Annotated in this window: 23 protein-coding genes and 1 riboswitch; of the genes, 10 read left to right on the forward strand and 13 right to left on the reverse strand. The window is 64.9% G+C overall.

Annotation, left to right across the window (positions count from 1 at the left end):
• Positions 1–4: 4 nt before the first annotated feature.
• The 6 genes from bamB to ndk form a co-directional block, all read right to left on the reverse strand.
• A complete protein-coding gene (bamB, locus tag FHY19_RS19700; RefSeq protein WP_259149450.1) occupies positions 5–1,222 on the reverse strand; it encodes an outer membrane protein assembly factor BamB in 1,218 nt (405 codons plus the stop codon).
• Complete coding sequence (locus tag FHY19_RS19705) at positions 1,222–1,860, reverse strand: tetratricopeptide repeat protein (RefSeq protein ID WP_259167989.1); 639 nt, start codon at positions 1,858–1,860, stop codon at positions 1,222–1,224. Before FHY19_RS19705 ends, bamB begins: the two co-directional genes overlap by 1 nt.
• A 70-nt stretch (positions 1,861–1,930) precedes the next feature.
• Complete coding sequence (locus FHY19_RS19710; RefSeq protein ID WP_259149452.1) at positions 1,931–2,788, reverse strand: helix-turn-helix domain-containing protein; 858 nt, start codon at positions 2,786–2,788, stop codon at positions 1,931–1,933.
• Positions 2,785–3,567 (reverse strand): tetratricopeptide repeat protein, encoded by a 783-nt coding sequence (locus FHY19_RS19715; RefSeq protein ID WP_259168154.1) that lies wholly within the window; start codon positions 3,565–3,567, stop codon positions 2,785–2,787. The genes FHY19_RS19710 and FHY19_RS19715 overlap by 4 nt, the downstream gene beginning before the upstream one ends.
• A gap of 10 nt (positions 3,568–3,577) precedes the next feature.
• Complete coding sequence (gene rlmN, locus FHY19_RS19720) at positions 3,578–4,771, reverse strand: 23S rRNA (adenine(2503)-C(2))-methyltransferase RlmN (protein ID WP_228335611.1); 1,194 nt, start codon at positions 4,769–4,771, stop codon at positions 3,578–3,580.
• Between the two features lie 30 nt (positions 4,772–4,801).
• Positions 4,802–5,227: a nucleoside-diphosphate kinase gene (gene ndk / locus FHY19_RS19725; protein WP_002812972.1), complete on the reverse strand. Its 426-nt coding sequence runs from the start codon at positions 5,225–5,227 to the stop codon at positions 4,802–4,804.
• Between the two features lie 218 nt (positions 5,228–5,445).
• Here ndk and FHY19_RS19730 point away from each other — a divergent pair, with 218 nt between their 5' ends.
• The 3 genes from FHY19_RS19730 (at position 5,446) to FHY19_RS19740 (ending at position 9,838) form a co-directional block, all read left to right on the forward strand.
• On the forward strand, positions 5,446–6,078 hold the full coding sequence (locus tag FHY19_RS19730; protein WP_259167991.1) for a TetR/AcrR family transcriptional regulator: 633 nt from the start codon (positions 5,446–5,448) through the stop codon (positions 6,076–6,078).
• A gap of 25 nt (positions 6,079–6,103) precedes the next feature.
• Positions 6,104–8,476, forward strand: a complete 2,373-nt coding sequence (locus FHY19_RS19735) for a 3-hydroxyacyl-CoA dehydrogenase/enoyl-CoA hydratase family protein (RefSeq protein ID WP_259167993.1) — start codon at positions 6,104–6,106, stop codon at positions 8,474–8,476.
• Between the two features lie 156 nt (positions 8,477–8,632).
• The gene (locus tag FHY19_RS19740; protein ID WP_011037142.1) at positions 8,633–9,838 is read left to right on the forward strand and encodes an acetyl-CoA C-acyltransferase; all 1,206 of its coding nucleotides are present in this window, start codon (positions 8,633–8,635) and stop codon (positions 9,836–9,838) included.
• A 328-nt stretch (positions 9,839–10,166) separates the two neighbouring features.
• Here FHY19_RS19740 and crcB read toward each other — a convergent pair whose 3' ends face one another.
• The 5 genes from crcB to FHY19_RS19765 form a co-directional block, all read right to left on the reverse strand.
• Positions 10,167–10,568: a fluoride efflux transporter CrcB gene (gene crcB, locus FHY19_RS19745; protein WP_259167997.1), complete on the reverse strand. Its 402-nt coding sequence runs from the start codon at positions 10,566–10,568 to the stop codon at positions 10,167–10,169.
• A gap of 109 nt (positions 10,569–10,677) precedes the next feature.
• Positions 10,678–10,746, reverse strand: a riboswitch (Fluoride riboswitch).
• Positions 10,747–10,748: 2 nt separating this feature from the next.
• Positions 10,749–12,038, reverse strand: coding sequence for a replication-associated recombination protein A (locus FHY19_RS19750; RefSeq protein WP_259168003.1), 1,290 nt, complete (start codon positions 12,036–12,038; stop codon positions 10,749–10,751).
• 325 nt (positions 12,039–12,363) lie between these two features.
• On the reverse strand, positions 12,364–13,035 hold the full coding sequence (lolA, locus tag FHY19_RS19755; RefSeq protein ID WP_259149867.1) for an outer membrane lipoprotein chaperone LolA: 672 nt from the start codon (positions 13,033–13,035) through the stop codon (positions 12,364–12,366).
• A 57-nt stretch (positions 13,036–13,092) separates the two neighbouring features.
• Positions 13,093–15,015, reverse strand: a complete 1,923-nt coding sequence (locus tag FHY19_RS19760) for a DUF3857 and transglutaminase domain-containing protein (RefSeq protein ID WP_259168004.1) — start codon at positions 15,013–15,015, stop codon at positions 13,093–13,095.
• 290 nt (positions 15,016–15,305) lie between these two features.
• Positions 15,306–17,660, reverse strand: a complete 2,355-nt coding sequence (locus FHY19_RS19765; protein WP_046964042.1) for a DNA translocase FtsK — start codon at positions 17,658–17,660, stop codon at positions 15,306–15,308.
• A 283-nt stretch (positions 17,661–17,943) separates the two neighbouring features.
• Between FHY19_RS19765 and trxB the strand changes: the two genes are divergently transcribed.
• From trxB to infA, 4 genes are all read left to right on the forward strand, one after another.
• Complete coding sequence (trxB, locus tag FHY19_RS19770; RefSeq protein ID WP_259168006.1) at positions 17,944–18,912, forward strand: thioredoxin-disulfide reductase; 969 nt, start codon at positions 17,944–17,946, stop codon at positions 18,910–18,912.
• Between the two features lie 57 nt (positions 18,913–18,969).
• Complete coding sequence (locus FHY19_RS19775; protein WP_259168008.1) at positions 18,970–20,088, forward strand: GNAT family N-acetyltransferase; 1,119 nt, start codon at positions 18,970–18,972, stop codon at positions 20,086–20,088.
• Positions 20,089–20,131: 43 nt separating this feature from the next.
• Positions 20,132–20,881, forward strand: coding sequence for a leucyl/phenylalanyl-tRNA--protein transferase (aat, locus tag FHY19_RS19780; protein ID WP_259168012.1), 750 nt, complete (start codon positions 20,132–20,134; stop codon positions 20,879–20,881).
• Between the two features lie 80 nt (positions 20,882–20,961).
• The gene (infA, locus tag FHY19_RS19785; protein WP_002813418.1) at positions 20,962–21,180 is read left to right on the forward strand and encodes a translation initiation factor IF-1; all 219 of its coding nucleotides are present in this window, start codon (positions 20,962–20,964) and stop codon (positions 21,178–21,180) included.
• A 404-nt stretch (positions 21,181–21,584) separates the two neighbouring features.
• Here the strand turns inward: infA and clpA are convergent, their stop codons facing one another.
• Positions 21,585–23,867, reverse strand: a complete 2,283-nt coding sequence (clpA, locus tag FHY19_RS19790) for an ATP-dependent Clp protease ATP-binding subunit ClpA (protein WP_259168014.1) — start codon at positions 23,865–23,867, stop codon at positions 21,585–21,587.
• 142 nt (positions 23,868–24,009) lie between these two features.
• On the reverse strand, positions 24,010–24,330 hold the full coding sequence (gene clpS / locus FHY19_RS19795) for an ATP-dependent Clp protease adapter ClpS (protein ID WP_104582664.1): 321 nt from the start codon (positions 24,328–24,330) through the stop codon (positions 24,010–24,012).
• 251 nt (positions 24,331–24,581) lie between these two features.
• Between clpS and FHY19_RS19800 the strand changes: the two genes are divergently transcribed.
• From FHY19_RS19800 to hflD, 3 genes are read left to right on the forward strand one after another with little or no spacing between them, the layout of a single operon-like run.
• Positions 24,582–25,040: an NUDIX hydrolase gene (locus FHY19_RS19800; protein WP_259168015.1), complete on the forward strand. Its 459-nt coding sequence runs from the start codon at positions 24,582–24,584 to the stop codon at positions 25,038–25,040.
• Positions 25,037–26,173 (forward strand): tRNA 2-thiouridine(34) synthase MnmA, encoded by a 1,137-nt coding sequence (gene mnmA / locus FHY19_RS19805; RefSeq protein ID WP_259149906.1) that lies wholly within the window; start codon positions 25,037–25,039, stop codon positions 26,171–26,173. The genes FHY19_RS19800 and mnmA overlap by 4 nt, the downstream gene beginning before the upstream one ends.
• Positions 26,173–26,787: a high frequency lysogenization protein HflD gene (gene hflD / locus FHY19_RS19810; protein WP_259149907.1), complete on the forward strand. Its 615-nt coding sequence runs from the start codon at positions 26,173–26,175 to the stop codon at positions 26,785–26,787. Before mnmA ends, hflD begins: the two co-directional genes overlap by 1 nt.
• The last annotated feature ends 131 nt before the right edge of the window (positions 26,788–26,918 follow it).

Here is a 26,918-nt window from a genome sequence, read left to right on the forward strand (position 1 = left end):
GTCCTTATTGTGCCAACCGGAAGGCGGTGAGATCGCCGTCGGTGTTTTGTACCAGCAGAATGCCATCGACGACCACCGGCTGCGCCAGCAGCGTGTCGCGTCCAGCGCGAGCGCGCGCGGCCAGTGCACCGTCGCTGAGTTTCAGCCAGTGCAGGTAGCCTTTGTAATCGCCAACCACGGCGTAATCGCCCTGGATGGCCACACCGGTCAGCGAGCGACGCGCCAAGGCAGCCTGCGACCACATCGCCGCGCCGCTGCTCTTGTCCAGGCCCCACACCGAACCGGCGTTGTCGGACACCACCACCACGGCCGACGACACACCAACGCCACCGGCGCCGCCGTGATCGCGCGTCCACAACGGACGTCCGCTCGGGCCTTCCAGCGCGAGGGTTTCGTTCTTGAAGCTGGTGGCGTACAGGGTGGTGCCATCCAGTACCGGCGCGCCGTCCACGTCGGACATGCGCTCCAGCTCGGTGCGACCTTCCGGCACGCCGATCGCCTGTTCCCACAACGGGCGGCCATCCTGCAGCGCCAGCGCACTCAAGGTGCCGCTGTCGTTACCGACAAACACCACGCCCGGGCCGGTCACGATCGGCGCATTGCCGCGCACCGACAGGGTCGGGCCTTCTTCGGCATGGAACCAGCGACGCTCGCCGGTCGCCGCATCGAAGGCACTGACGCGGCCGTCGTTGCTACGCACCAGCACCAGGTTCTGTGCAATGGCGGGCGCGGCGATCACTTCGTTGGGCACCTTAGCGCGCCACTTCTCGGTGCCGTCGGCCTGGTTCAACGCAATCACGTCGCCAGACAGCGTCCCGATCACCACCAGGCCTTCGCCGACGCCGGGACCACCGGACAGGCGCTGCTTGAACTTGCGGTCGTTACGCTCTTCTTTCTTGGGCTTGTATTCCCACACGCGCTTGCCGGTCTGCAGATCCAGCGCCTGCACGCCGCCGGTGATCGCTGCGGCATAGACCTTGCCATCGGCGACGGCCGGACGCTGACGCACGCCGATGTGTCCTTCACCCTTGCCGATGCCGGTGGACCAGATCTTGTCGACCTTGACCGATGGCTCGAACTTGACCAGCTCGGCAGGTTCCTGCGCCTTCTTGGCAGCAGCATCCTTACCAGCAAACCAGCCCTTGACCGTGCTGCAACCGGCCAACGACATGCCCATCAGGGCGATCAACGCAATGCGCTTGTACATAGTGTCCTGCTTCATCAAATCTGCTCCGCCGGATCGGGCACTTTGCCGCCCACATCCATCAGCTTGGTTTCCAGCAACCGGCGCTGCGGCGAGGCCACATCGACCGTGGTCAATGCCTTGGCGTACAACGCACGCGCTTCATCGGTCTTGCCCTGAACGACCAGCGCATCGGCGCGGATCTCCAGGCTGGCGTGATCCTGCGCGTCGGCCAGCAGCTTGATCGCCTCATCCGGCTTGCCGCTCTCGGTCAGCACGCGCGCCAGACGCTGTTGCACGATGTGCTTGAGCTCGCCTTCTGCAGGCACGTCGCGCAGCGTCTTGATCGCTTCGGCGTGCTTGCCGGCATCGACCTGCGCCTTGGCAAGACGTAACGCAGCCAGCTCGGCATAGATGCCGCCTTTGCCGTCGTCGAGCGCCACGATGTCCTTGGCCGCCTTGTCCAGGTCCTTGGCCTGGATCGACTTCACCACCGCTTCGTACCGCGCGTTGGCTTCGACCAATTCGGTGTTGGTGCGCTTCTGCCACCACTGCCAGCCCAGGATCAGGGCCAGTCCGAGCAGGACGCCGCCCACCAGTCCCGCGCCATTCTTTCTCAACCAGGAACGAACGCGTTCGCCTTGTTCGTGTTCGTCCAGCAGATCGTCGATCGCCATGCGTACTCTCGCTCCGTCATCCCGGAGGCGCGGAACATCAAAAGGGGAAAATGAAAAACCGCAGTCCGCTTCACTCGGAAGCAGGTACCACGGAGCCGTCGGAGGATACCGCAAAACGGGCCACGTTAGCGCGCTGGAACGGTTTCACATCGACGATACTGCCGCCTTGCTGAACCTCTACCGCCGACGCATTGCCCAGTACGATGCGGCCCACCTGCCCCGGCGAATAGCTGCGATGCTCGCCGGCGCGGATCAGTGCTTTTTCCACTGCACTGCCATCCGGTGCCAGGATCTGCACCCAGCTGTCGCCGCTGAAACTCAGCGACAGGTGTTTGCCGGCGTCCGCCACTGCCGGTGCCGCCTCGGCCTCAGGCGTCGCACGCGGCACAGGCGTCATCGATGCGATGTACGGTGCCGGCTGCTCGCGCGGCGCGGCCGGCGGCGCTGCAGGGTTGGCGGGAGCACTGGTCTTCGCTGCGACCGGCATGCTGTCCAGCGACACCGTACTCGGCCCCTTGCCATCCAGATGCGAGCGTGTCGCATACCAGACCGGCACAGCGAACACGCCGGTGATGACGACATACATCGCCTTGCGTGCGGTGCTTTCGAGAATGCGGCGCGCACGCGGGGTATGGGTGTGGCTGACCAGCTTCACCGGTTCGATCGGCGCGATGCTGGCCTGTTGCAGCGACGGCTCCAGATCCACCTGCAACAGCCGCGCATAACTGCGCAACTGACCGCGAACGAAGACCGGCGCGCCCAGGCGCTGCCAGTCTTCCTGCTCAAGCGATCGCACCACGTGCGCCGGCATGCGTAGCTTGCCAGCGACATCGTCCACACTCAGACCTGCTGCTTCGCGCGCCTCGCGCAACTGCGGCCCGCAGCCCTTTTCCTGCTCGAAAGGGTTCGGATTGGAATCACTGATCACAATGCATTGGCCCCGGGGTTAGCGGTCGCTGCGTCAGGAAATTCCTTGACCAACCGCTGTTGGTAACGGCTGGCAGCTACCTTGTCGCCTAGCCCTTGCTCAATCTGAATGGCGAGTTGTAACACGGAAGCCGTTACCGGTGCAGCCGCAAGCCGGCGTTCGATAAAGGCACGTGCTTCGAAATACGTTTTCTGGCCAACCTCGTAACGCGCCATCGATTCGAGTGCATAGGCGTTGGAGGGCTCGAGCTCCAACGCCTTGCGCAGATCACGTAAGGCACGCTCGCGCTGACCAGCCTGCAGTGCGCATCCACCGGCATTGGCGAGTGCCGGTGCCGGCGCATAACTTGAATCCTGCAGAGCGCGATCAAACCAGCCAAGCGATTCTCCCGCCTGGCCATTTGCGCACAGCCACGCCCCATAGTTATTGAGCACATCACCGCGCTGCGGCGCCAATTCGGCAGTACGGCGGTAGGTTTCTCCAGCAGCGGGGCTACCCTGGCCCTGCTGGATCACGCCAAGAAACATCAAGGCATCGATCGAGTTGGGCGTCTTTTTCAACACATCGCGCACCAACTGCTCAGCGGCAGCGTAATCGCCGCTTTGCAGACGGTTGTTGGCGAGGCCCAGCTTCTGCTCCAACGCAAGCCGGTCGCGCGTGGCCGAACTGTCGCGAAAATCGTAGGTGGGCGCAACCTGCTCCACGCTTCTGATCTTGCCCGGCTTGGCATTGCGACCACCGCAGCCGGCCGCGCACAGCGCGATCGCCACGGCGGCCATTAACGCGAGTTCACGCTGCCGCATCTCGATCGGCCTGCCCTTCCAATGTGCGGCGGAATTCCGCCTGGCGACGGGTACGGTCCATGACCTGCCCCTTGAGCTGCCCGCATGCCGCATCGATGTCGTCGCCCCGCGTACGGCGAACCATCGTCAGCACCTGCGCGTCGAGCAGAATCTTCTGGAATGCGCGGATCTCCGTCTCTCCGGAACGCTCGTAACGCGTGCCGGGGAAAGGATTGAACGGAATCAGGTTGACCTTGCCGGCATCCTTGGACTGCACCGCATTGTCGAACTGACGCATCAATCTGGCCAGCTGGCGTGCGTGCTCCGGCTGGTCGTTGATGCCCTTCATCAAGGTGTATTCGAAGGTCACCGAGTCGCGCTTTTTGCTGCCACGCAGATAGCGCGCGCAGGATTCCATCAACTCGGCGATCGGGTACTTCTTGTTCAGCGGCACCAGGCTCTCGCGCAGCGTGTCATTGGCGGCGTGCAACGAGACCGCCAGCGAGACATCGCTTTCGGTGGAAAGCCGGTCGATCATCGGCACCAGGCCGGAGGTCGACAGCGTCACCCGCTTGCTGGCCAGGCCATAGCCCAGATCGTCGCGCATCACACTCATCGCGCGCACGACGTTGTCGAAATTCATCAACGGCTCGCCCATGCCCATCATCACCACATTGGTGAGGCGGCGTTGCTGGTGCGGCACGTTGCCCAGATGGCGCGCAGCAACCCATACCTGCCCGATGATTTCGGCGGTGGTGAGGTTGCGATTGAAGCCCTGGGTGGCGGTCGAACAGAACGTGCAGTTCAACCCGCAACCGACCTGGGACGACACGCACAGCGTGCCGCGGCCCTTGTCGGGGATGTAGACCGTTTCGATGGCGTTCTTGCCGTCGGTGCCCATGGCCAGCAGCCATTTGTGGGTACCGTCGGTGGACGGCTTGTCGAACACGACATTGGGAACCAGCACCTCGGCATGCTGGTGCAACTTCGCACGCAACGCCTTGCCGAGGTCGGTCATCTGGTCGAAATCGGTGACGTAGCGGTGGTGAATCCACTTCATCACCTGATGGGCACGGTAGCGCGCTTCGCCGAGCGTGTCGGCGAAGAAGCGCTCCAGTCCCTCGCGATCGAGGTCGAGCAGGTTCTGCTTGCGCAGTTCCGGGGTACGGACAGGAACGTCCTGCAACACGGAGGGGATCACGACCTCATTCACGATTCGACTCTCTCGGCCTCAGCGCGAGACCACTTCTGTTGCGGCGAAGAAATAGGCGACTTCATTGGCAGCGTTCTCAACCGAATCCGAGCCGTGGGCGGCATTGGCATCGATCGAGTCGGCGAAGTCGGCACGGATGGTGCCCGGCGCAGCGTCCTTGGGATTGGTCGCGCCCAGCAGGTCGCGATGCGCGGCAACGGCATTCTCGCCTTCCAGCGCCTGGATCATCACCGGGCCGGAGATCATGAATTCGACCAGCGCATTGAAGAACGGACGCTCGCGGTGGACGGCATAGAAGCCTTCGGCTTCCCGGCGCGACAGCTGCTTGTATTTGGCGGCCACCACTTTCAGGCCAGCCTTCTCGAAGCGGCTGTAGATTTCGCCGATGACGTTCTTGGCGACGGCATCAGGCTTGATGATGGACAGGGTGCGCTCCAGCGCCATTGGGAATTCTCCGTTGGGCGGGCCACTGAAGGCCCGAGGTTATCATGAAAAAAACCCGCGTCAAAACGCGGGCTTAGGCTTCTTTGCGATGGTCAATTCTATCTCGTCGCCCGCATGTTTGCACACCGCCCCCTGAATCGTGCTGCATTGCCGCATGACCTGCCCGCAACCGAGCCCGTAGACTCAAACAATCGTTTGATTGAGTTCGACCCCAGCGCATGCCCAAGCCCGCCCACTTCTCCACCAAGGACCGCATTCTCGGTGCCGCCGAGGAGCTGTTCGCCCAGCATGGGTTTGCCGGCACCTCGCTGCGGCAGCTGACCACCCAGGCCGACGTCAACATCGCCGCGGTCAACTACCACTTCGGCTCCAAGGAAAACCTGGTCAACGAGGTGTTCCGCCGTCGCATGGACGAAATGACCGCCGCGCGACTGCAACAGCTGGAGGCGGCGAAAAAAACCCAGCCCGGCGAGCTCACCGCGGTACTGGCCGCATTCGTCGAGCCGGCCCTGGCGATGGCGCAGGACCGCCAGAACGGCGGCGCCTTCGTACGTGTGATCGCCCGTGCCTATGCGGAAAAGAACGACAACCTGCGCAAGTTCCTGTCCGACCATTACGGTCATGTCCTGCGCGAATTCGGCAAGGCCATTGCCGGTTGCGTGCCGGGCCTGAGCAAGGAGGAGCTGTACTGGCGGCTGGACTTTCTGGCCGGGGCGCTTACCTATGCGATGGCCGATTTCGGGCTGATCAAGCGCCCGGCAGGGGTCAGCGAGGCCGACCACCGTGCGCGGGCCGCGCGCGAACTCATTCGTTTCGCGGAACCCGGTTTCCGCGCTCATTCCACACCGTAAACGTTCCACCAAGAGGCTAATTGCTATGTCCAATCCGTTGCTAGTTCGTCGCGCCGCCGTGCTCGGTGCCGGCGTCATGGGCGCGCAGATCGCCGCGCACCTCACCAATGCCGGCGTCGACACCGTGCTGTTCGACCTGCCTGCCAAGGAAGGTCCCGCCGACGGCATCGTGCTCAAGGCCATCGCCAATCTCGGCAAACTCAGCCCCGCCCCGCTCGCCAGCAAGGCGCTGGCCGAGGCGATCACCCCGGCCAACTACGAGAGCGGCCTGGAACAGCTGCGCGACTGCGACCTGATCATCGAGGCGATCGCCGAGCGCATGGACTGGAAGCAGGACCTGTACAAGAAGATCGCCCCATTCGTGTCCGAGCATGCGGTGCTGGCGTCCAACACCTCGGGCCTGGGCATCAACAAGCTCTCCGACGTGCTGCCGGAGCAGTTGCGCCATCGCTTCTGCGGCGTGCATTTCTTCAACCCGCCGCGCTACATGCACCTGGCCGAGCTGATCCCGGCCAGGGGCACCGACAAGGCCGTGCTCGAGGGCCTGGAAGCCTTCCTGGTGACCACGCTCGGCAAGGGCGTGGTGTATGCGAAAGACACCCCGAACTTCATCGGCAACCGCATCGGCGTGTTCTCGATCCTGTCCACCATCCATCACACCCAGCAATTCGGCCTGGGTTTCGATGAAGTGGATGGCCTGACCGGCCCGCTGGTCGGCCGCCCGAAGTCGGCGACCTACCGCACCTCCGACGTGGTCGGCCTGGACACCATGGCGCACGTGATCAAGACCATGGGCGACACCCTGCCCGACGATCCGTGGCACGAGTATTTCAAGTCGCCGAAGTGGCTGGATGCGCTGATCGCCAAGGGTGCGCTGGGACAGAAGGTCGGCGCCGGCATCTTCCGCAAGGTGGGCAAGGACATCGTGGTGCTGGACCTGCAGAAGCAGGATTACCGCGCCGCTGATCGCACTGCCGCACCCGAGGTGGTGGAGATCCTCAAGATCAAGAACCCGGCCGAAAAGTTCGCCAAGCTGCGCGAAAGCCAGCACCCGCAGGCGCAGTTCCTGTGGGCCACGTTCCGCGACCTGTTCCACTACAGCGCTTATCACCTGGCCGATATCGCCGAGACCGCGCGCGATGTGGATCTGGCGATCCGCTGGGGCTACGGCTGGTCGCTCGGCCCGTTCGAGACCTGGCAGGCCGCCGGCTGGAAGCAGGTGGCGCAGTGGATTGCCGAAGACATCTCCAACGGCAAGAGCATGAGCAGCGCACCGTTGCCGAACTGGGTCTTCGACGGTCGCGACGGCGTGCATGGTGCCGAAGGCTCCTACAGCCCGGCGCGCGACGCCAAGCTGCCGCGCTCGGCGTTGCCGGTGTACAAGCGCCAGCGCTTCCCCGATCCGCTGCTGGGCGAGCAGTTCTCGCCAGGCGAGACGGTGTTCGAGAACGACGGCGTGCGCATGTGGCATGACGGCGACGACATCGCCGTGGTCAGCTTCAAGACCAAGATGAACACCGTGTCCGACCATGTTCTCAATGGTCTGCAGGAAGTGGTGGGTCGTGCGGAGAAGGACTTCGCCGGCCTGGTGATCTGGCAGCAGAAGGAGCCCTTCTCCGCCGGTGCCGATCTGGCCGGTGCGCTGGGTCTGCTGCAGGCCGGCAAGGTGGACGCGTTCGAAGCGCTGGTCGCCAACTTCCAGGCCACCAGCCAGCGCATCAAGTATGCGCAGGTGCCGGTGATTTCGGCCGTGCGCGGGCTGGCGCTGGGTGGCGGTTGCGAGTTCCAGATGCATAGCGCCAAGACCGTGGCCTCGCTGGAAAGCTATATCGGCCTGGTCGAAGCCGGCGTCGGCCTGCTGCCGGCCGGTGGTGGCCTGAAGGAGATCGCCGCGCGTGCCTCGGTGGCGGCAGGTCCGGGCGGCGATGTGTTCGCCGAGCTGAAGAAGACCTTCGAAACCGTCGCGATGGCCAAGGTCTCCAACTCGGCGGTCAACGCCCAGGAGCTGGGTCTGCTGCGCACCACCGACAAGATCGTCTTCAACAGCTACGAGGCACTGCACATCGCCAAGGCCGAAGCGCGCGCACTGGCCGAAGGCGGCTACCGCGCGCCGTTGCCGGCACGCCGCATCCAGGTTGCCGGCGACGTCGGCATCGCCACCTTTAAGATGCTGCTGGTCAACATGCTGGAAGGCCGTTTCATCAGCGAATACGACTACGAAATCGCCACCCGCATCGCCACGGTCGTGTGCGGCGGCGAGGTCGATCGCGGCGCGCTGGTCGACGAAGAATGGCTGCTCAAGCTGGAGCGCAAGCACTTCGTCGAACTGGCCCAGCAGGAAAAGACCCAGGCGCGGATTGGGCACATGCTCAAGACGGGTAAGCCGTTGCGGAACTGAGAATCGGGAGTGGGGAATCGGGAATGGGTAAAAGCCCAACCGACTCCCCGCTTCTCCCCATTAATTCTGCCGGGTGATGAAGATGGTGAACTCAGGCGAATCCGCACTTGCGATTCCCGATTCCCCATTCTCGATTCCCGGCTATCGGAGATAGCCATGAGCAAGCAGATTCAAGAAGCCTACATCGTTGCCGCCACCCGTACCCCGGTCGGCAAGGCGCCGAAGGGCGTGTTCCGCAACACCCGTCCCGACGACATGCTGGCGCACGTGCTGCGCGCGGTGGTCGCGCAGGCGCCGGGCATCGACCTGTCGCGCATCGACGACGCCATCATCGGCTGCGCGATGCCCGAGGGCGAGCAAGGCATGAACGTGGCGCGCATCGGCGTGCTGCTCGCCGGCCTGCCCAACACCGTCGCCGGCCAGACCATCAATCGCTTCTGTTCGTCCGGCATCCAGGCCGTGGCGATGGCGGCCGACCAGATCCGCCTGGGCAATGCCGACCTGATGCTGGCCGGCGGTACCGAGTCGATGTCGATGGTGCCGATGATGGGCAACAAGGTCGCCATGTCGCCGAGCGTGTTCGCCGACGACCATGTGGCCATTGCCTATGGCATGGGCATCACCGCCGAGAAAGTGGCCGAGGAGTGGAAGGTCTCGCGCGAGGATCAGGATGCGTTTGCGCTGGCCTCGCACCAGAAGGCCATCGCGGCGATCGCGGCGGGCGAGTTCCGCGACGAGATCACCCCGTACGAGATCCATTCGCACCAGCCCGACCTTGCCGGCAATGTCATCGCGCTGCGCAAGCGGCTGGTCGACACCGATGAAGGCCCGCGTCCGGACAGTTCGCTGGAAGGCCTGGCCAAGCTGCGCCCTGTGTTCCGCAATGGGCAGTTCGGCGGCAGCGTCACCGCCGGCAACTCCTCGCAGATGAGCGATGGCGCCGGCGCGGTACTGCTGGCCTCCGAGCAGGCGATCAAGGATTACGGCCTGACCCCGCTGGCGCGTTTTGTCAGCTTCTCGGTGGCCGGCGTGCGCCCGGAAGTCATGGGCATCGGCCCGATCGCAGCCATTCCCAAGGCGCTCAAGCAGGCCGGCCTGACCAAGGACCAACTCGACTGGATCGAGCTCAACGAAGCCTTCGCCGCGCAGGCTTTGGCGGTGATCCGCGACAGCGAACTGGACCCGTCCAAGGTCAATCCTCTGGGCGGCGCGATTGCACTGGGCCATCCGCTGGGCGCGACCGGCGCGATCCGTGCCGCCACCCTGGTGCACGGCCTGCGTCGCCGTCAGCAGAAGTACGGCATGGTCACCATGTGCATCGGCACCGGCATGGGCGCGGCAGGCATCATCGAAGCGTTGTAAGCACGGGTTCGACGAGATCGGCCAAGGTGCCGATCTCGCGAACGCGATCAGCAGTGACCGAAGGCGTGCGCAAGCACGCCTTCTTTATGGCCGCAACCCGTCGTCGGCCGGAGCTGCGCAGCGAGCGGAATCACGTGCACCAGTCGACATCTCCGGTGGCTGCGCCGATCGTACCTTGCTGGGCTCTGTTTTAGCGACCGCAGCGCTCGGCTGCATCGTGGGAACCGCCGCGCCCGCAGTGCCGCACACCCCGAGATAACCGCCGCATGCAATGCGCCGCCCGGAAGCCTTCGCCGGCAAACTTCAGCACCTACAACAAGGCCGATGCCTAGCGCGTCACCAGCCACTGACCTGTCCGCGCACCCGCAAACACCAGCACCAGCCCGGCCACCAGCGTCATTGCCAGATACACGCCGATCATCGTGGACCGATCGGTGCGCGCAAACACCAGGCATTCCATCATCAGCGATGAAAACGTGGTCAGCCCGCCGATCACGCCGACGATCAGCAGGGCCCGCAGCGGCCAGCTCGATGGTCCGCGCGCATCCAGCCAGACCAGCAGTACGCCGGCGACGAACGAGCCGAGCAGATTCACCGCCAGCGTTCCCCACGGAAAACCGGTACCGAAGCGCTGCAACAACGACGCGCCAATGGCAAAACGCAAACCGGAACCCAGTGCACCGCCGGTCATCGCCAGCAACAGCTGTTGCCACCACACCGGTGCATTCATGCGTGCACCCCGCTATCGGGGGGAGTCTTAGAAGAAATAGCGTGCGACATCGGCGTCATCCATCCTGAGTCAAGAAGCGATGCCGGGGCACAGGCCTGCCGCCCCGGCGGGGGTGGCAGGCATCATCAGCGCGCAGAGTGCGTGCGGTTCAAGGAGGAATGCCATCTCCTGTGCGGGCGATTATGCCGTGGGTTTGCCGGCCTTGTCAGCCCGCGCCTGCGCACGTGCCTCGCGCAGCCGATCCAGCTTTTCTTTCAGCTTGATCTCCAGCCCGCGCGGCACCGGCTTGTAGTACACCCGCTCGCCCATCGCATCCGGAAACCCGGTCTGGTCCAGCGCGATGCCGCCTTCGGCATCGTGGTCGTATTGATAGTCCTGCCCATAGCCGAGCGTCTTCATCAGCTTGGTCGGTGCATTGCGCAGATGCAGCGGCACCTCTTGCGTGCCGGTCGCGCGCACCTCGGCCTTGGCCTGATTGAAGGCCGCGTAGCCGGCATTGGATTTTGCGGTGCTGGCCAGGTACAGCACCAGTTGTGCGAACGCCAACTCGCCTTCCGGGCTGCCGAGGCGCTCGTAAATATCCCAGGCCTCCAGCGCCATGCTCTGCGCGCGCGGGTCGGCCAGACCGATGTCCTCGATCGCCATGCGGGTCAGACGCCGCGCCAGATACGCCGGGTCGCAACCGCCGTCGAGCATGCGCGTGAGCCAGTACAGCGCCGCATCCGGATTGGAGCTGCGCACCGATTTATGCAGCGCCGAGATCTGGTCGTAGAACTGCTCGCCGTTCTTGTCGAAACGGCGGGTGCGGTCGGCCAGCACCTGCAGCAGCGTCTGCGGCGTGATTTCCCCGCCCTCGCCGCCCGCCAGTTCGGCGGCGATCTCCAGCAGGGTCAACGCGCGCCGTACGTCACCGTCGGCCGCACTGGCGATTTCCAGCAACGACGCGTCGCTGACCTGGATCGTCTCCTGCCCCAACCCGCGCTCGGAGTCGTGCAAGGCCCGCTGCAGCGCTTCGACGATGTCCTGCGGCGACACCGATTCCAGCACGTGCACGCGGCAGCGCGACAGCAAGGCCGAGTTCAATTCGAACGACGGGTTTTCCGTGGTCGCACCGACGAACAGGATGGTGCCGCGTTCGATATGCGGCAAAAACGCATCCTGCTGCGCCTTGTTGAAGCGATGCACCTCGTCGACGAACAACACGGTGCGACGGCCGCTGGCGAACCGCTGCGCGGCCTCGGCCAGCACCTGGCGCACATCGGGCAGCCCCGACAACACTGCGGAAATCGCCTTGAATTCGGCATCCGCGTAGTGCGCCAGCAGCAACGCGAGCGTGGTCTTGCCGCATCCCGGCGGACCCCACAGGATCATCGAATGCACGCGACCGGATTCCACCGCGCGACGCAGCGCGCTGTCGGGCGTCAACAGGCGTTTCTGGCCGACCATTTCGTCCAGCGTCCGCGGACGCATGCGCTCTGCGAGCGGGCGCAGATGGTCCGCGTCCACGCTAAGCAGATCGGCGGTGCTGTCGATGGTGGATCTGGTTCGTGCCACAGCTCATTCTATCGCGGCGGGGCGTTATCGCATTGCAGCGATGTGGTGTTGCGCGGACGCGACAGGACTCGCACGGTCGCAGAGGCGTTGGCGGCACTGATGCACGTTGGCGACCGCATCCGGAGCACGACAGGCGCCGTGCAGACGCCTTCGCGCAGGAAGGCGCGACATCCGCGGGCAAAGCGCAAGGGGCTAGGAGCGCAGCCTGACAACGCGGAGTCAGTGCCCCGCAACTACAGGGTTACTGCGCGTCGCCCACCACATCCACTCCCTTGGCCGGGGCGTAACGGAAAGTGTCGGCCGCGAACGCGGGGTTGCGCTTCCAGCCACTGAAACTGATCGCAGTGCGTTGACCTACCGCATCGACCACTTCCATTTTGGCCAGGCCATCCTTGCCGAAGCCCAGCGAAGCCATCTGGAAGCTGGCCTCGGTGTCGACCTTCGGCGTCAGCGACAGCCACTGCAGGCCATCACGCGGGGCCGCTTCTTCGCTGACGTCGTATTGCTTGTCCAGCCGCGCGGGGTCGATCAATGCCACCAGCGGGCTGTTCTGCTCTTCGTTGCCCTGCGCACGCACCGTGACCTGCTCCAGGTCGGGATCGAAGACCCACACTTTCTTGCCGTCGGCCACGATCAGTTGCTTGTAAGGCTTGGCGTATTCCCAGCGGAACTGGCGCGGCTGCGACAGTGCCACCCGCCCGCTCGAACGCTCCTTGACCCGTCCGTTGGCATCGGTGACCTGCTGGTTGAACTGCCCATCCAGGCCCTTCAGGCCACGGGTGAACGTGTCCAGCTCCTGGCGCGCACCGGCAAACGCGGTGCCGGCGAACAGGGCGGTGGCGAGGACGGCATAACGGAGCTGACGATGCATCGCGGTCTTCCAGGAAGGAGTACGCCAATTCTGAAGCTTCATAGATGAATGGGCGAGCGCTATCGGACGGCCGCGTTCATGCAGCGGCAGCTGCCTGGCTCAGTGCGCGGTCTGCACCTTGGACAGATCGCCGTAGACGATCTGCCCGCGGAAGCCGCGTCGCACCTGCTGATACAACTCGCGAAACGCACGGTAATCCTGTGGCTGGCACAAGGCCTGCGGCCCGTGCACCGCCGCACGTTGCAGACGATGGACCGCAGTGACCGTCTGTCCCTGGCGCGACCAGTCCACCGCGTACTCGCCGGCGGCATTGCGAAAGGTGCTGCTGCGCGGGATGGCGATGATCGGCACCGTGTCGGGGAAGGTCACCACGTAGGTTTCCTCGCGCACGCTGTCGTTGCAGTAGAACGGGGTCAGGTTGTCTTCGGCCGAGGTGGTGGTGTAGATCCCGCGCGTCGACTCGGCACCCGGCATGTCCGGCAAGGTCATACCGCCGACCACCGAAAAATCCACCGCATCGTTGGCCAGGAAGCTGTAGCGATAGTTGAACGGCGCCTCCAGATCCAGCGGATCGCCCTGAATCAGCAGATCCCCGGTGCCAACGAAGCCGGACTGGGCAATGATCGATTCCTCGATGCGGTTGCGGTTCTGCGCATTGAGTTGCACGAACATCGCGCGCAACCCCACTTCGCCGGTCTGGCCGCTGTCCAGGGTCGTCATGCCCTGCAAGCCGCCCTGCGGCGTGAAGCGGTATTCGGTACGGGCAACGTATCGGTTGACCTTGCGATCGTTGGGCGGGGTCTGGGTGACCTTACCGTCGCGTGTATGCACGACAGGCGCGCCGAGATCGCTGGCCGGCAGCTGGCCGAAGCGCGCGTACGGGTTGGTCGAATCGACGTAGAGATCGAAGGCCGGGATGTAGGTGATGGCGTGATTGAAGCGCCCCAGCACCGGGATTGCCGGCAGCGTCGGACCGCCTTCCGCGCCGATCAGCACCGGTGTGCTGGCGATGCCCTTGGCCGCCAGCAAGGCTTCCAGGATCACGGTGTGGTCCTTGCAGTCGCCGTAGTGGTTGGCCAGGATGCTGTCGGCACTGTTGGGCTCCAGACCGCCGTTGCCCAGGTACACCGCCACGTAGCGGATATTGCGCGCCACCCACGCATACAACGCAGCGGCCTGCGCGCGCGGCTCATCGATACCGCGGGTCACCTCGTCGGCCAGCGACTGGATCGCCGGCGTCACCGCGGCGGCGCGTCCGCCCTTGACGTGATAGGCCAGGCCCATCTGCGACCAGCTGTCGAAGGTGCTGGCCATCAGCGTGGGGCTGAACTCCCAGGTCGCCGCACTCCAGTTCTGGTTCTTCATCGGCGTGGAGCGCTGGTAGCGCCATTCCCAGCGCGCCTGATCGCCACGCACCACCGGCTTGGTGCTGCCCTGCAGACCACGCGCGGACAGATGCATCGGCAGCGACCTGGGCGCGACCAATGTCACCACCGCATCGTCGTACTGCGCGAAGACGCTGAAGGTTTCCCACAGGCTGAAGTAACCGGGGAAGTACGGCGTGTTCTGCGCACGTCGCACCCGATAGACGATGCGCGCACCCGGCGCCAGGTTCGGGAACACCACGACCTTGACCTTGCGGTCGGCATACATCGCTGCCGAGGCGCTGGAATAGCTTTCCTGGGTGTAGATCTTGTCGGCCGCCACGTCCTGACGCAGCCCCTCGGCGGTGACGGTATACGCCTCCAGCACCTCCAGCGTCTCCATCTTTTCGCTGTAGCTCAGCCGCACCTGGCTGAACTGCTCCACTGCCGACTTGGTCTTGAGCAGGATCTCGTATTCGTCGGTTTCCACACTGCTGGCATCGGCGCGCACTTCGTAGTCGGCGCGATAGCGCACGAAGCTGTAGTTGGTATCGGCCTGGGTGCGCGCCGCCGCGGCAGGCGCGGGGCGCTGCTGCGCCTGGGCAAGCAGCGGAGCGCAGATCAACAGCACGAGCAGCAACAAGGGACGACGCAGCATGGGTCTCGATCACGACGGGCCGGAGCGGCACTTGTCCGCTAGGGTAGCCGGTGTGCCCGGCAATGACAGGTATCGGCTTCCAACAATGCGGCATCGGTGCGTACGGCAGCGCTGGTTGCGGCGATTTGAACAATGCAGATGCGGCATGCGGCGTCCCGCACCGGCAGGCCTGGCGGGTCAAGCACGATCAAGCGGGCGCCCTGCGCAAGTGGAGCCCCTGCCCGCCGAGTTCCCAATGCGCCGCGTTCCAACGCAGCGCGCCGCACCGCGCAGCGACGTCACCACTACGCTTACTTCGGCGGTGGCGGCGCCAACACGGTGCGATCTCCGTTGTGCTCGGGCTGGCTGACCACCCCGGCCGCTTCCATTGCCTCGATCAGGCGCGCGGCGCGGTTGTAGCCGATCTTCAGGCGACGCTGCACACCGGAAATCGATGCGCGCCGGGTTTCGGTGACGATGCGTAGCGCCTCGTCGTACAGCGGGTCGGACTCATCCCCGCCGCCACCACTGCTCTCCGGCAAGCCGGTTGCGCCCACCACGGTGCCATCGCCCATGGTCTGCACTTCGTCCAGGACGCCTTCCACGTACGACACCGGCCCGCTGGCCTTCAGATGCTCGACCACCCGGTGCACTTCCTCGTCGCTGACGAAGGCGCCGTGCACACGGTCCGGCAGCGCGGTGCCCGGCGGCAGATACAGCATGTCGCCATTGCCCAGCAGGGCCTCGGCGCCGGACTGGTCCAGGATGGTGCGCGAGTCGATCTTGGAGCTGACCTGGAAGGCCACGCGGGTCGGGATATTGGCCTTGATCAGGCCGGTGATCACGTCCACCGACGGGCGCTGCGTGGCCAGGATCAAGTGAATGCCGGCCGCACGCGCCTTCTGCGCAAGGCGCGCGATCAGCTCTTCGACCTTCTTGCCGACGATCATCATCATGTCGGCGAATTCGTCGATGAAGATCACGATGAACGGCAGCGTCTCCAGCGGCCGCGGCGCCTCGCCCAGTTCCGGGTTCGGCTTGAACAGCGGGTCCATCATCGGCTGACCGGCATCGATGGCATCCTTGACCTTCTTGTTGAAGCCGGCCAGATTGCGCACCCCCACCGCGCTCATCAGCTTGTAGCGGCGCTCCATTTCGGCCACGCACCAGCGCAGGCCGTTGGCGGCCTCCTTCATGTCGGTGACCACCGGCGCCAGCAGATGCGGGATGCCCTGGTAGACGCTCAGTTCGAGCATCTTCGGGTCGATCATCAGCATCCGCAGTTCCTTGTGCGAAGCCTTGAACAGCAGGCTCAGCACCATCGCATTGACCGCCACCGACTTGCCCGAGCCGGTGGTACCGGCCACCAGCAGATGCGGCATGCGCGCCAGATCGGCCACGGTCGGACGTCCGGCGATATCCTTGCCCAACGCCAGCGTCAGCGGGCTGGCCGACTTGTCGTATTCCTTGGAACGCAGCAGCTCGGACAGGAAGATCATCTCGCGGGTGACGTTGGGGATTTCCAAGCCGACCACCGACTTGCCCGGAATCACGTCGACCACGCGCACTGACTTGACCGACAGCCCGCGCGCAATGTCCTTGTCCAGCGAGCTGATCTGGCTGACCTTGATGCCCGGCGCCGGCTCGATCTCGAAGCGGGTGATCACCGGGCCCGGATAGGCCCCGACCACCTGCGCCTCGATGCGGAAATCCTTGAGCTTGAACTCGATCTGCCGCGACAGCGTCTCCAGCGTCTCTTCCGAATACCCCTTGGCCTGCGGCTTGGGGTCGTCCAGCAGGGCCAGCGGCGGCAGGTCCGAACCATCGGTGCTCACGCCCTGGAACATCGGAATCTGCGTATCGCGCTTGGCGCGCTCGCTCTTTTCCACCACCGGTGCCGGCGGCGGTTCGATCTTGACCGGCTCACGCTTGGCCTGCTTGACCGCATCGACCTTGCGCACTTCCTCGCGCTCTTCGCGCATCACGCGGGTCTGCTGCCACTCGGTCGCCTGGTGGGTCTTGCGCTGCATCAACGGGCCCAGCGCCAGCACCCACTTGCCGATGCGCTCCATCACCGCAAACCACGACAACCCGGTGGCCAGCGTGATCGAAACCAGCAACAACACCACCACGAACAGATTGGCGCCCAACGCCCCAAAGCCCGAGCTGAGCGAGCCGCTGACCAGCTTGCCGAGAATGCCACCAGCCTCCGCCACCTCGCCCTGGAACAGGCGCAGGTGCAAAAAGCCGGTCGAAGAGATCAAAAAGCCCACCATGCCGACCAACCGCAGCGCCGGCCCGAGATCGCTCTGGCTCTGCTCCTCGCGCTCGCCGATCAGTGCGATCCAGGCCACTGCGCCCAGGATCACCGGCAGCAGGAAGGCTACGTAACCGAACAGCTGCAGCAAAACATCCGCCGCCATCGCGCCGAATCTACCGCCCATGTTGTGGATCGGCGCGACCAGATTGCCGGTGCGCGACCAGCCAGGATCGGTCGCCGAGTAGGTGAACAGGCTGGCCAGCAGATACAGCAGCAACGGCGCCACCGCGATCAATGCCAGGTCGCGCCAGAGCTTTTGCCGACGCGGATTGTCCGCCACCGCCGTCTTGCGCGACGACGATTTGCCCTCTGCGGGCTTGCTGCGTTCGGGAACCTGCTTTGCCACCTGTAGCCAGACCTTAGAAAAATGCTGTTAGTGGTTGATAATAAACGACTGAGGCCACGGTTTCAGCAGTTGAATGAGCGCCGGTTGCCGGCATGCCCGGCGGCCAACGAAAAACGCCGCACAAGGCGGCGTCGAACATGCGTTGCGGGCGGACCATGCCATCTGCGGTTCAAGCAGTTCCATCGCGCCGCCTTGATTCACCGGGTGGGGACCGCCACTCTATGCCGCCACGGGGGCGCTCTAATGAGCGCCGTCCCTACCAATTCCTAGATCGCGAGTATACATGAGCGCCTCATCTGCCAGTCCCGCCAAGCATTCCCGCCTGCTGATCCTCGGCTCCGGCCCGGCCGGCTGGACCGCCGCGGTCTACGCCGCCCGCGCCAACCTCAAGCCGGTGGTGATCACCGGCCTGCAGCAGGGCGGCCAGCTGATGACCACCACCGAGGTGGACAATTGGCCGGGCGATCCCCACGGCCTGATGGGCCCGGACCTGATGAATCGCATGCAGGCGCACGCCGAGCGCTTCGAGACCGAGGTCATCTTCGACCACATCCATACCGCCGATCTGTCGCAGCGCCCGTTCCGGCTGACCGGCGATGGCGCCGAGTACAGCTGCGACGCGCTGATCATCGCCACTGGCGCCACCGCCAAGTATCTGGGCATCCCCAGCGAGGAAGCCTTCAAGGGCCGCGGCGTGTCTGCCTGCGCCACCTGCGACGGGTTCTTCTACAAGGACCAGGACGTGGTGGTTGTCGGTGGCGGCAACACCGCGGTCGAAGAAGCGCTGTACCTTTCCAACATCGCCCGCAAGGTCTACCTGGTGCACCGCCGCGACACCCTGCGCGCGGAAAAGATCATGCAGGACAAGCTGTTCGCCAAGGTCGCCGCCGGCAAGATCGAAACCGTCTGGCACCACGCCATCGACGAAGTGCTGGGCAACGATGCCGGCGTGACCGGCGTGCGGGTCAAGTCCACCATCGACGGCAGCACCCGCGACATCGACGCGCACGGCTTCTTCGTCGCCATCGGCCACCACCCCAATACGCAACTGTTCGACGGCCAGCTGGCCATGAACAACGGCTACCTGGAAATCCGCTCCGGCCTGAACGGCGCAGCGACCGAGACCTCGGTGGCCGGCGTATTCGCGGCCGGCGACGTCGCCGACCAGCACTACCGCCAGGCCATCACCTCGGCCGGCTTCGGCTGCATGGCCGCGCTGGATGCCGAGCGTTACCTCGACAAGAGCGCCTGAGATGGCCGTTGACCGCCGGCCGCGCCGCGCGGACAGCAGCACCAGCGGACCGCGCGCATGAGCGTGACGGCCCGCTGGTGCCGCCGGCTGGACGAGCTTCAGGCCGGCGCCTGGGACGCGCTGCACGACGGCGCGCACCCATTCATTTCTTACGCGTTCCTGGAAGGCCTGGAGCAGGAGGGCTGCCTGCGCCCGGACTGGGGCTGGAACCCGCTGCATCTGACCCTGTGGGAGGGCGACACGCTGGTCGCCGCCGCGCCGGGATACCTGAAGAACAACTCGCACGGCGAGTTCGTGTTCGATCACGCCTGGGCACACGCGTACGCGCGTTACGGGCAGGAGTATTTCCCCAAGTGGCTGTGCGGCGTGCCCTACTCGCCGGTGACCGGCCCGCGACTGCTCGGCGCGCCCAGATGGCGCGGACACCTGCTGGCCGCGATCCGCGAGCTGGTGGAGCGCAGCAGCCTGTCCTCGGCGCATGTGAATTTTCATCTGGCCGATGAAGATGCCGCATTCGATGCCGATTGGCTGGAACGCAACGACCTGCAATACCACTGGGACAACACCAGCGGCTGGAGCGATTTCGAAAGTTTTCTGGCGGCGATGGACCACAAGCGCCGCAAGAACATCCGCCAGGAACGCGGCAAGGTGCAGCGCGCCGGCGTGCAGCTGCGCGTGGTGCATGGCGATGAGGCCAGCGAGGCGGACCTGGACGCCATGTACGGCTTCTATCTCAAGACCTTCAACGAGTACGGCAATTCGCCAGCCCTGACTCCGCAATTCCTGCGCCACCTGGCGCAGCATCTGCCCCGTCAGCTGGTGATGTTCCTGGCCGACCTCGATGGGCAAGCGATTGCTGGCGCACTGTGCCTGCGTGGCCGCGACACGCTCTACGGCCGTTACTGGGGCGGCGCAGCCCTGCCCGGGCTGCACTTCGAAACCTGCTATTACCAGGGCATCGAATACTGCCTGCGCGAGGGCCTGGCCCGCTTCGAGCCCGGCGCGCAGGGCGAGCACAAGATCGCACGCGGCTTTCTGCCGACACTGGTCCGCAGCCGCCACTGGATCGCCGACCCCGGTTTCCGCGAACCGCTGGCGCAGTGGTGCGCCGACGAGCGCGAGGCCGTGGCCAGGCATGCGATCGAATTGGCAGACCACAGCCCGTTTCGGGACTGACCCGATGCGCGCCACGCGCACGCGGCACCGCTAGACTCAGCCCATGTCGCGCGCCCTGCCCCACCTGCTGTCACCTGACCCTGCCAGTCCGTTCCCCCCGGTCGAACGGGCCTTGCGCGAGCCCGATGGCCTGCTCGCCATCGGCGGCGACCTGCAGCCGCAGCGCCTGCTCACCGCGTATGCGCACGGCATCTTCCCCTGGTTTTCGGACGGACAACCCATCCTGTGGTGGAGCCCGGACCCGCGCATGGTCTTTTGCAGCGATGGCGTGCGCCTGTCGTCGCGCTTCAAGCGACAGTTGCGCAATTGCCGCTGGACACTGCGTGCAGATACCGCATTTGCACAGGTCATTGCCGCCTGTGCGTCCAGTCCGCGTCCCGGACAGGACGGCACCTGGATTACCGCGCAGATGCAGGCTGCATATGTCGATCTGCACCATCGCGGCCACGCGCATTCACTGGAAGTGTTCGATGGCACGCGCCTGGTCGGCGGCATCTACGGCGTGGCGGTCGGCCGGATGTTCTTCGGGGAAAGCATGTTCAGCGCGGAAAGCGGCGGCTCGAAAGTCGCACTCGCCGCCCTGGCCGCCGACCTGCATGCGCGCGGATGGCCGCTGATCGATGCGCAGGTGGAAAACCCGCACCTGCTCAGCCTGGGTGCGCACCACATGCCACGCCCGGAGTTTCTGCAGCACGTGCGGCGCCAGGTTGGCCTGGCGGAACCGGCCGGCAGCTGGTCCGAACGCTACGGCGAACGGTCCGTCACGGCGCTGGGTGAAGCCCGCTTAACATAAAATTTGCACCACGGGGAGATGGGGCGTAAAATGCCGTCCCTTACGGCCCTTCCGGGCCAGCTTTGATTGCACAGGATTACATGTCGAAAGACGACTCCATTGAATTCGAAGGCAGCGTCAGCGAGACGCTTCCCAACACCACGTTCCGGGTCAAGCTGGAAAACGGGCATGAAATCATCGCCCATATCTCCGGCCGTATGCGCAAGAACTACATCCGCATCCTGACCGGCGACCGGGTCAAAGTTGAGATGACTCCCTACGACCTGACCAAGGGTCGTATTACCTACCGCATGAAGTAAGCGGTTCTGGTGTGAGACGCAAGGCGGCCATTGGCCGCTTTTTGTCGTGCCCGCGATTTGGTGAGGGGCGTGTGTCTTAGCCAAGCGTGGGCAAGTGCGCTGCATACTCCTTGGTCGAATGCGATCGGTGAGTGCTGACGGATGTCCGATCGCGAGCCGACCTCAAACCGCGCGCTCGGGCATCGCCCTTCAAACGCATCACTTGAGCAGACGGCAGCGCCTTGCTTGTCCCGCGCCCCGGCTATCCTGCGCCGCCAGATCTGGTTGCAGAGCCCGGGTGTTGCACTGAGCGAGTTCGGGCAATCAGGCGGTCACTCGCCGTTGGCACGACATCGCACCGTCCGGGCATAAAAAAGCCGCTCATCCGAGCGGCTTTTCTGGAACTCATCGACCTGCTACGGCGATCAGTCGACAGTTGCCGGCAACAAGCGCTCCGGTTCCGGATGCGCCTCCACCACCAGCTCGCCGTCCTTGACGTCGATGTTGACCCGGCCGCCTTCCACCAGTTTGCCGAACAGCAGCTCGTCGGCCAGCGGACGCTTTATCCTCTCCTGGATCACCCGCGACATCGGGCGTGCGCCCATCAACGGGTCGAAGCCGTGCTGGGCCAGCCAATCGCGCGCGGTCGGGGTCGCCGACAGCGAGACGTGCTTTTCCTGCAGCAGCATTTCCAGCTCGATGATGAACTTGTCCACCACGCGCAGGATGTGGTCGAAGCCCAACGGCTGGAACTGCACGATCGCGTCCAGACGGTTGCGGAACTCCGGCGTGAAGCCGCGGCGGATCGACTCCATCGCGTCGGTGGAATGATCCTGCTTGGTAAAGCCGATCGACCGCCGCGACGCCTGCGTGGCACCGGCGTTGGTGGTCATCACCAGGATCACGTTCTTGAAGTTGGCTTCGCGCCCGTTGGTGTCGGTGAGGATGCCGCGGTCCATGACCTGCAACAGGATGTTGAAGATGTCCGGGTGCGCCTTTTCAACCTCGTCCAGCAGCAGCACGCAGTGTGGCGTCTTGACGATCTTCTCGGTCAGCAAGCCGCCCTGGTCGAAGCCGACGTAGCCCGGAGGCGCGCCGATCAGGCGACTGATCGAATGCGCTTCCATGTACTCGGACATGTCGAAACGCACCAGCTCGATGCCCAACTGCAGCGCGAGCTGCTTGGTCACCTCGGTCTTGCCGACACCGGTGGGACCGGCAAACAGGAAGTTGCCGATCGGCTTTTCCGGATTGGCCAGGCCAGAACGCGCCAGCTTGATCGAACCGGCCAGGGTTTCGATGGCCGGGTTCTGGCCGAAGATCACCATCTTGAGGTTGCGCTCCAGATGCTGCAGCACGTCCTTGTCGGTCGCACTGACCTGCTTGGCCGGAATGCGCGCCATCTTGGCCACGATGGTTTCGATCTCCTCGATGTCGATCAGCTCCTTGCGCACGCCATCGGGCAGCAGACGCTGACGCGCGCCGGCCTCGTCCATCACATCGATGGCCTTGTCCGGCAACAGGCGGTCGCCGATATGCTTGACCGACAGGTCCACCGCCGCCTGCAACGCGTCGTCGGCATAGGTCACGCCATGGTGCGCTTCGTACTTGGGCTTGAGGCCCTGCAGGATCTCGAAGGTTTCGCCGACGGTCGGCTCGACGATGTCGATCTTCTGGAAGCGACGCGCCAATGCACGGTCTTTTTCGAAGATGCCGCGGTATTCCTGGAACGTGGTCGAGCCGATGCAGCGCAGCTCGCCGGATGCCAGTGCCGGCTTGATCAGGTTGGAAGCGTCCATGGTGCCGCCCGAGGCCGAGCCGGCGCCGATGATGGTGTGGATCTCATCGATGAACAGCACCGCGTTGGGCACCTTCTTCAACGCAGTCAGCACGCCCTTGAGGCGCTTTTCGAAGTCGCCGCGGTACTTGGTGCCGGCGACCAGCGCGCCCAGGTCCAGCGAGAAGATCACCGCATCGGCGAGCACTTCCGGCACGTCGTTGTCGACGATGCGCTTGGCGAGGCCCTCGGCGATCGCGGTCTTGCCCACGCCGGCCTCGCCCACGTACAGCGGGTTGTTCTTGCGGCGACGGCACAGGACCTGGATGGTCCGCTCGATCTCATCGGCGCGGCCGACCAGCGGGTCGATCTTGCCGTTGCGCGCCTGCTCGTTGAGGTTGGTGGCGTACTCGGCCAGCGCGTCGCCTTTGGCCTCGCCCTCCCCGCCCTCGCTCTTGGGCTCGCCGTCGGAGGCGGACGGCTGCTCACCGTCTTCGCCCAGCTTGGCGATGCCGTGGGACAGGTAATTGACGATGTCCAGGCGGGTGATGTCCTGCTGATTCAGGAAATACACCGCGTGCGAGTCTTTTTCGCCAAAGATCGCGACCAGCACGTTGGCACCGGTGACTTCCTTCTTGCCCGAGGACTGCACGTGGTAGACCGCACGCTGCAGCACACGCTGGAACCCCAGGGTGGGCTGGGTGTCGCGGCCATCGTCCTCGGCCAGGCGTGAGACCGAGGCCTCGATCGCCTGTTCCAGGTCGTTGTGCAGCCGTAACTGGTCCGCCCCGCAGGCCTTGAGCACAGCTTGCGCAGAAGGGTTGTCCAGCAGCGAGAGCAGCAGGTGCTCGACGGTCATGAACTCATGACGCGCTTCGCGTGCTCGCTTGTAGCACTGGCCGATTGTTTGCTCTAGGTCTTTGCTGAACATTGGTAACTCCGAACGGCTGTTGCCAACAATATGCGGCTTTTGTCGGGATTTTCCACAACCCTATCGGATAGGCATGTTCAGACGGCGTTAGCACGTGATCGCAGCCACACTGTTGCGCTGCTGGAACGACCTCCAGGCTCGCTCAGGCCTGTTCCATCGTGCACAGCAGCGGGTGCTGGTTCATGCGCGAAAATTCGTTGACCTGCGCCACCTTGGACTCGGCCACTTCGCGGCTGTAGACCCCGCAGACCCCGCGGCCGCGGGTATGGACATGCAGCATGACCTGGGTGGCCCGCTCCAGATCGAGGTTGAAAAACTGCTGCAGCACGGTCACCACGAAGTCCATCGGGGTGTAGTCGTCGTTCAGCAGCAGCACCTGGTAACGCGGCGGTGGCGCCACTTCAGGCTTGCTGGCTTCGACCGTGAGGCCATGATCGTGTTCGTGAGAGGTCTTCCGAGGCATCCGGCCATTATACGGTTCATCGCCGCACGCATTGGACGATTTGCGCCGCGGCCCGCACAATTTGTCTCCGATATCCCCGGCTGGCCCTTGATGACCGATACCCCGACCGCGCTGCGACTGGCGCCGTCTTCCGCAGCATCCCGGCATGCCTGCGCGCCCCTGCCCGCACCACGCGGCCGTGCGGGTCGCCTCGGCACCGATGCGGTGACCGGCGCAATGGCCGGCCCCGCGCCCGCCCAGGAGCACGACCGATGAGCACTTCCGAACAGCGCTGGCACCCGGATGTCACCGTGGCCACCGTGGTGGTGCGCGATGGGCGCTTGCTGCAGGTTGAAGAGACCATCGCAGGCAGGCTGTTGCTGAACCAGCCTGCAGGCCACCTGGAGCCGAACGAAAGCCTGCTGGACGCGGCGGTGCGCGAGACCCTGGAAGAGACCGGCTGGGACGTGCGGCTGACCCACTTCATCGGCACCTACCAGTGGGTGGCGCCAAGTGGCCAGTGCTTCCTGCGCTTCGCGTTCGTCGGCGAGGCGGTGACCCATCACCCGGAGCGCAGCCTGGATACCGGCGTGGTGCGTGCGCTGTGGATGACCCCGGATGAGTTGCGCGAGGCGACCGATCGGCTGCGCAGTCCATTGGTGTGGGAAGTGGTGGCCGACTTCCTGGCCGGGCAGCGTCACCCGCTGGCCTTGGTGCAGCACGTCGCATGAGTACGCCGCGCATCGTGGTGGGCGTCTCGGGCGGCGTGGATTCGTCGGTGGCAGCGTGGAAACTGGCGCAGCAAGGCGAGCCGATCGCCGGGTTGTTCATGCAGAACTGGGCCGACGACGGCAGTGGCGATTGCCGCGCCGAAGACGACCGGCGCGATGCGGTGGCGGTCTGCGGGGTGCTGGGTATCCCGTTCCACTTTCGCGATTTTTCCGGCGAATACTGGAGCGGCGTGTTCGAGCACTTCCTGGCCGAATACGCGGCCGGGCGCACGCCCAACCCAGACGTGCTGTGCAACCGCGAGGTCAAGTTCAAGCATTTTCTGGATGCGGCCCAGGCGCTGGGCGCAGAGCGCATCGCCACCGGCCACTACGCGCGGGTGGCGCACAGCGGCGGGCGCTGGCGCCTGCTGCGCGGCGCCGACCGCGGTAAGGACCAGAGCTATTTCCTGCATCAACTGGGGCAGACCCAGCTGGCTGCCACCTTGTTCCCGATCGGTGATCTGGAAAAGAGCACGTTGCGCCGCATCGCCCAGGACGCTGGCCTGCCAACCCACGCCAAGAAGGATTCCACCGGGATCTGCTTTATCGGCGAGCGCGACTTCCGCGAATTTCTGGGGCGCTACCTGCCCGCCCGCAGCGGCGAGATCCGCGATCCGCAGGGGCAACGCATCGCCGACCATCCGGGGGTGTTCTATTTCACCCTGGGTCAGCGCGAAGGCCTGAACATCGGCGGCGTGCGTGGCCGGGCGGCAGCGCCCTGGTACGTGGTCGGCAAGGATGTGGCCAGCAACGTGCTGTACGTGGACCAGGACCGCGACAGCCCTTTGCTGCAATCGCGCTGGCTGCAATCCGAGCAGGCCCACTGGGTGACGGGCGCACCGCCTGCGCGCCGCTTCAGCTGCACTGCGCAGACCCGCTATCGGCAGCCGGACGAGCCGTGCACGGTGGATGTGCAGGACGACGGCAGCGTGCAGGTACGCTTCGAGCGGCCGCAGCGGGCGGTGACGCCCGGGCAATCGCTGGTGTTGTACGACGGCGAGGAATGCCTGGGCGGTGCGGTCATTGCCGCCACCGATGCGCCGCTGGAGCGCCAGCTGGCGGGATCTTCTTTTCCTCTTGAGGGTGTGGCTTGATGAGTTCTTCCATGGATCACCGTGTGCTGGCGCTTGCCGGCGTCGCACAGGCCTTGCAGCAGGTGCGGCGGATTGCCGAGACCGGCCATTCGGAAGCGGCGACGGTGCGCACCGCCATGGACAGCGTGTTCCGGGTGGATGCGGCCTCGCCGGAGGCCGTGTACGGCTCGGCAGCGGCGGTAGCGCCCGGTCTGCGCCTGTTGCACAACTACTTCCGCAACCAGGCGCAGGACGATGTGCTGCCGCGCCTGGCGCTGGCAGTCCTGCAACTGGAGCGCCGTTTCGTACGCGACACCACGACCGTCTCCACGGTGTCCGGCGGCATCGCGTCCGCCGCCCGCCAGGCGCAGAACCTGAACGATAGCGCTCATCCGGATGTGCTCAGTGCGTTGGGCGGGCTGTACGCCCAGACCATCAGCCATCTGCGCCCCAAGGTCATGGTGCAGGGCAACCCGCATTACCTCGGCCAGGCAGGGGTGGTCGCTGAAATCCGTGCATTGTTGCTGGCAGCAGTGCGCTCGGCGGTGCTGTGGCGGCAGATGGGGGGCAGCCTGTGGGATTTCCTGTTTGCCAAACGCGCGATGAGCGAAGCGGTGGACCGCGCGCTGCGCTGAGCGGCAAACCAGGCGGTTTCAGGCGCCCGCAACAGGCGGTAGCGCTCGCCGATCGCAAGCGCATGGGCAGGACGATATGGCGATCGTCGCTAAAGACCACGGGGGTAGTGCCGATACAGCAACCGTGACTC

The sequence above is a fragment of the Xanthomonas sp. 4461 genome (assembly GCF_024806475.1).
Classification (GTDB): domain Bacteria; phylum Pseudomonadota; class Gammaproteobacteria; order Xanthomonadales; family Xanthomonadaceae; genus Xanthomonas; species Xanthomonas arboricola_F.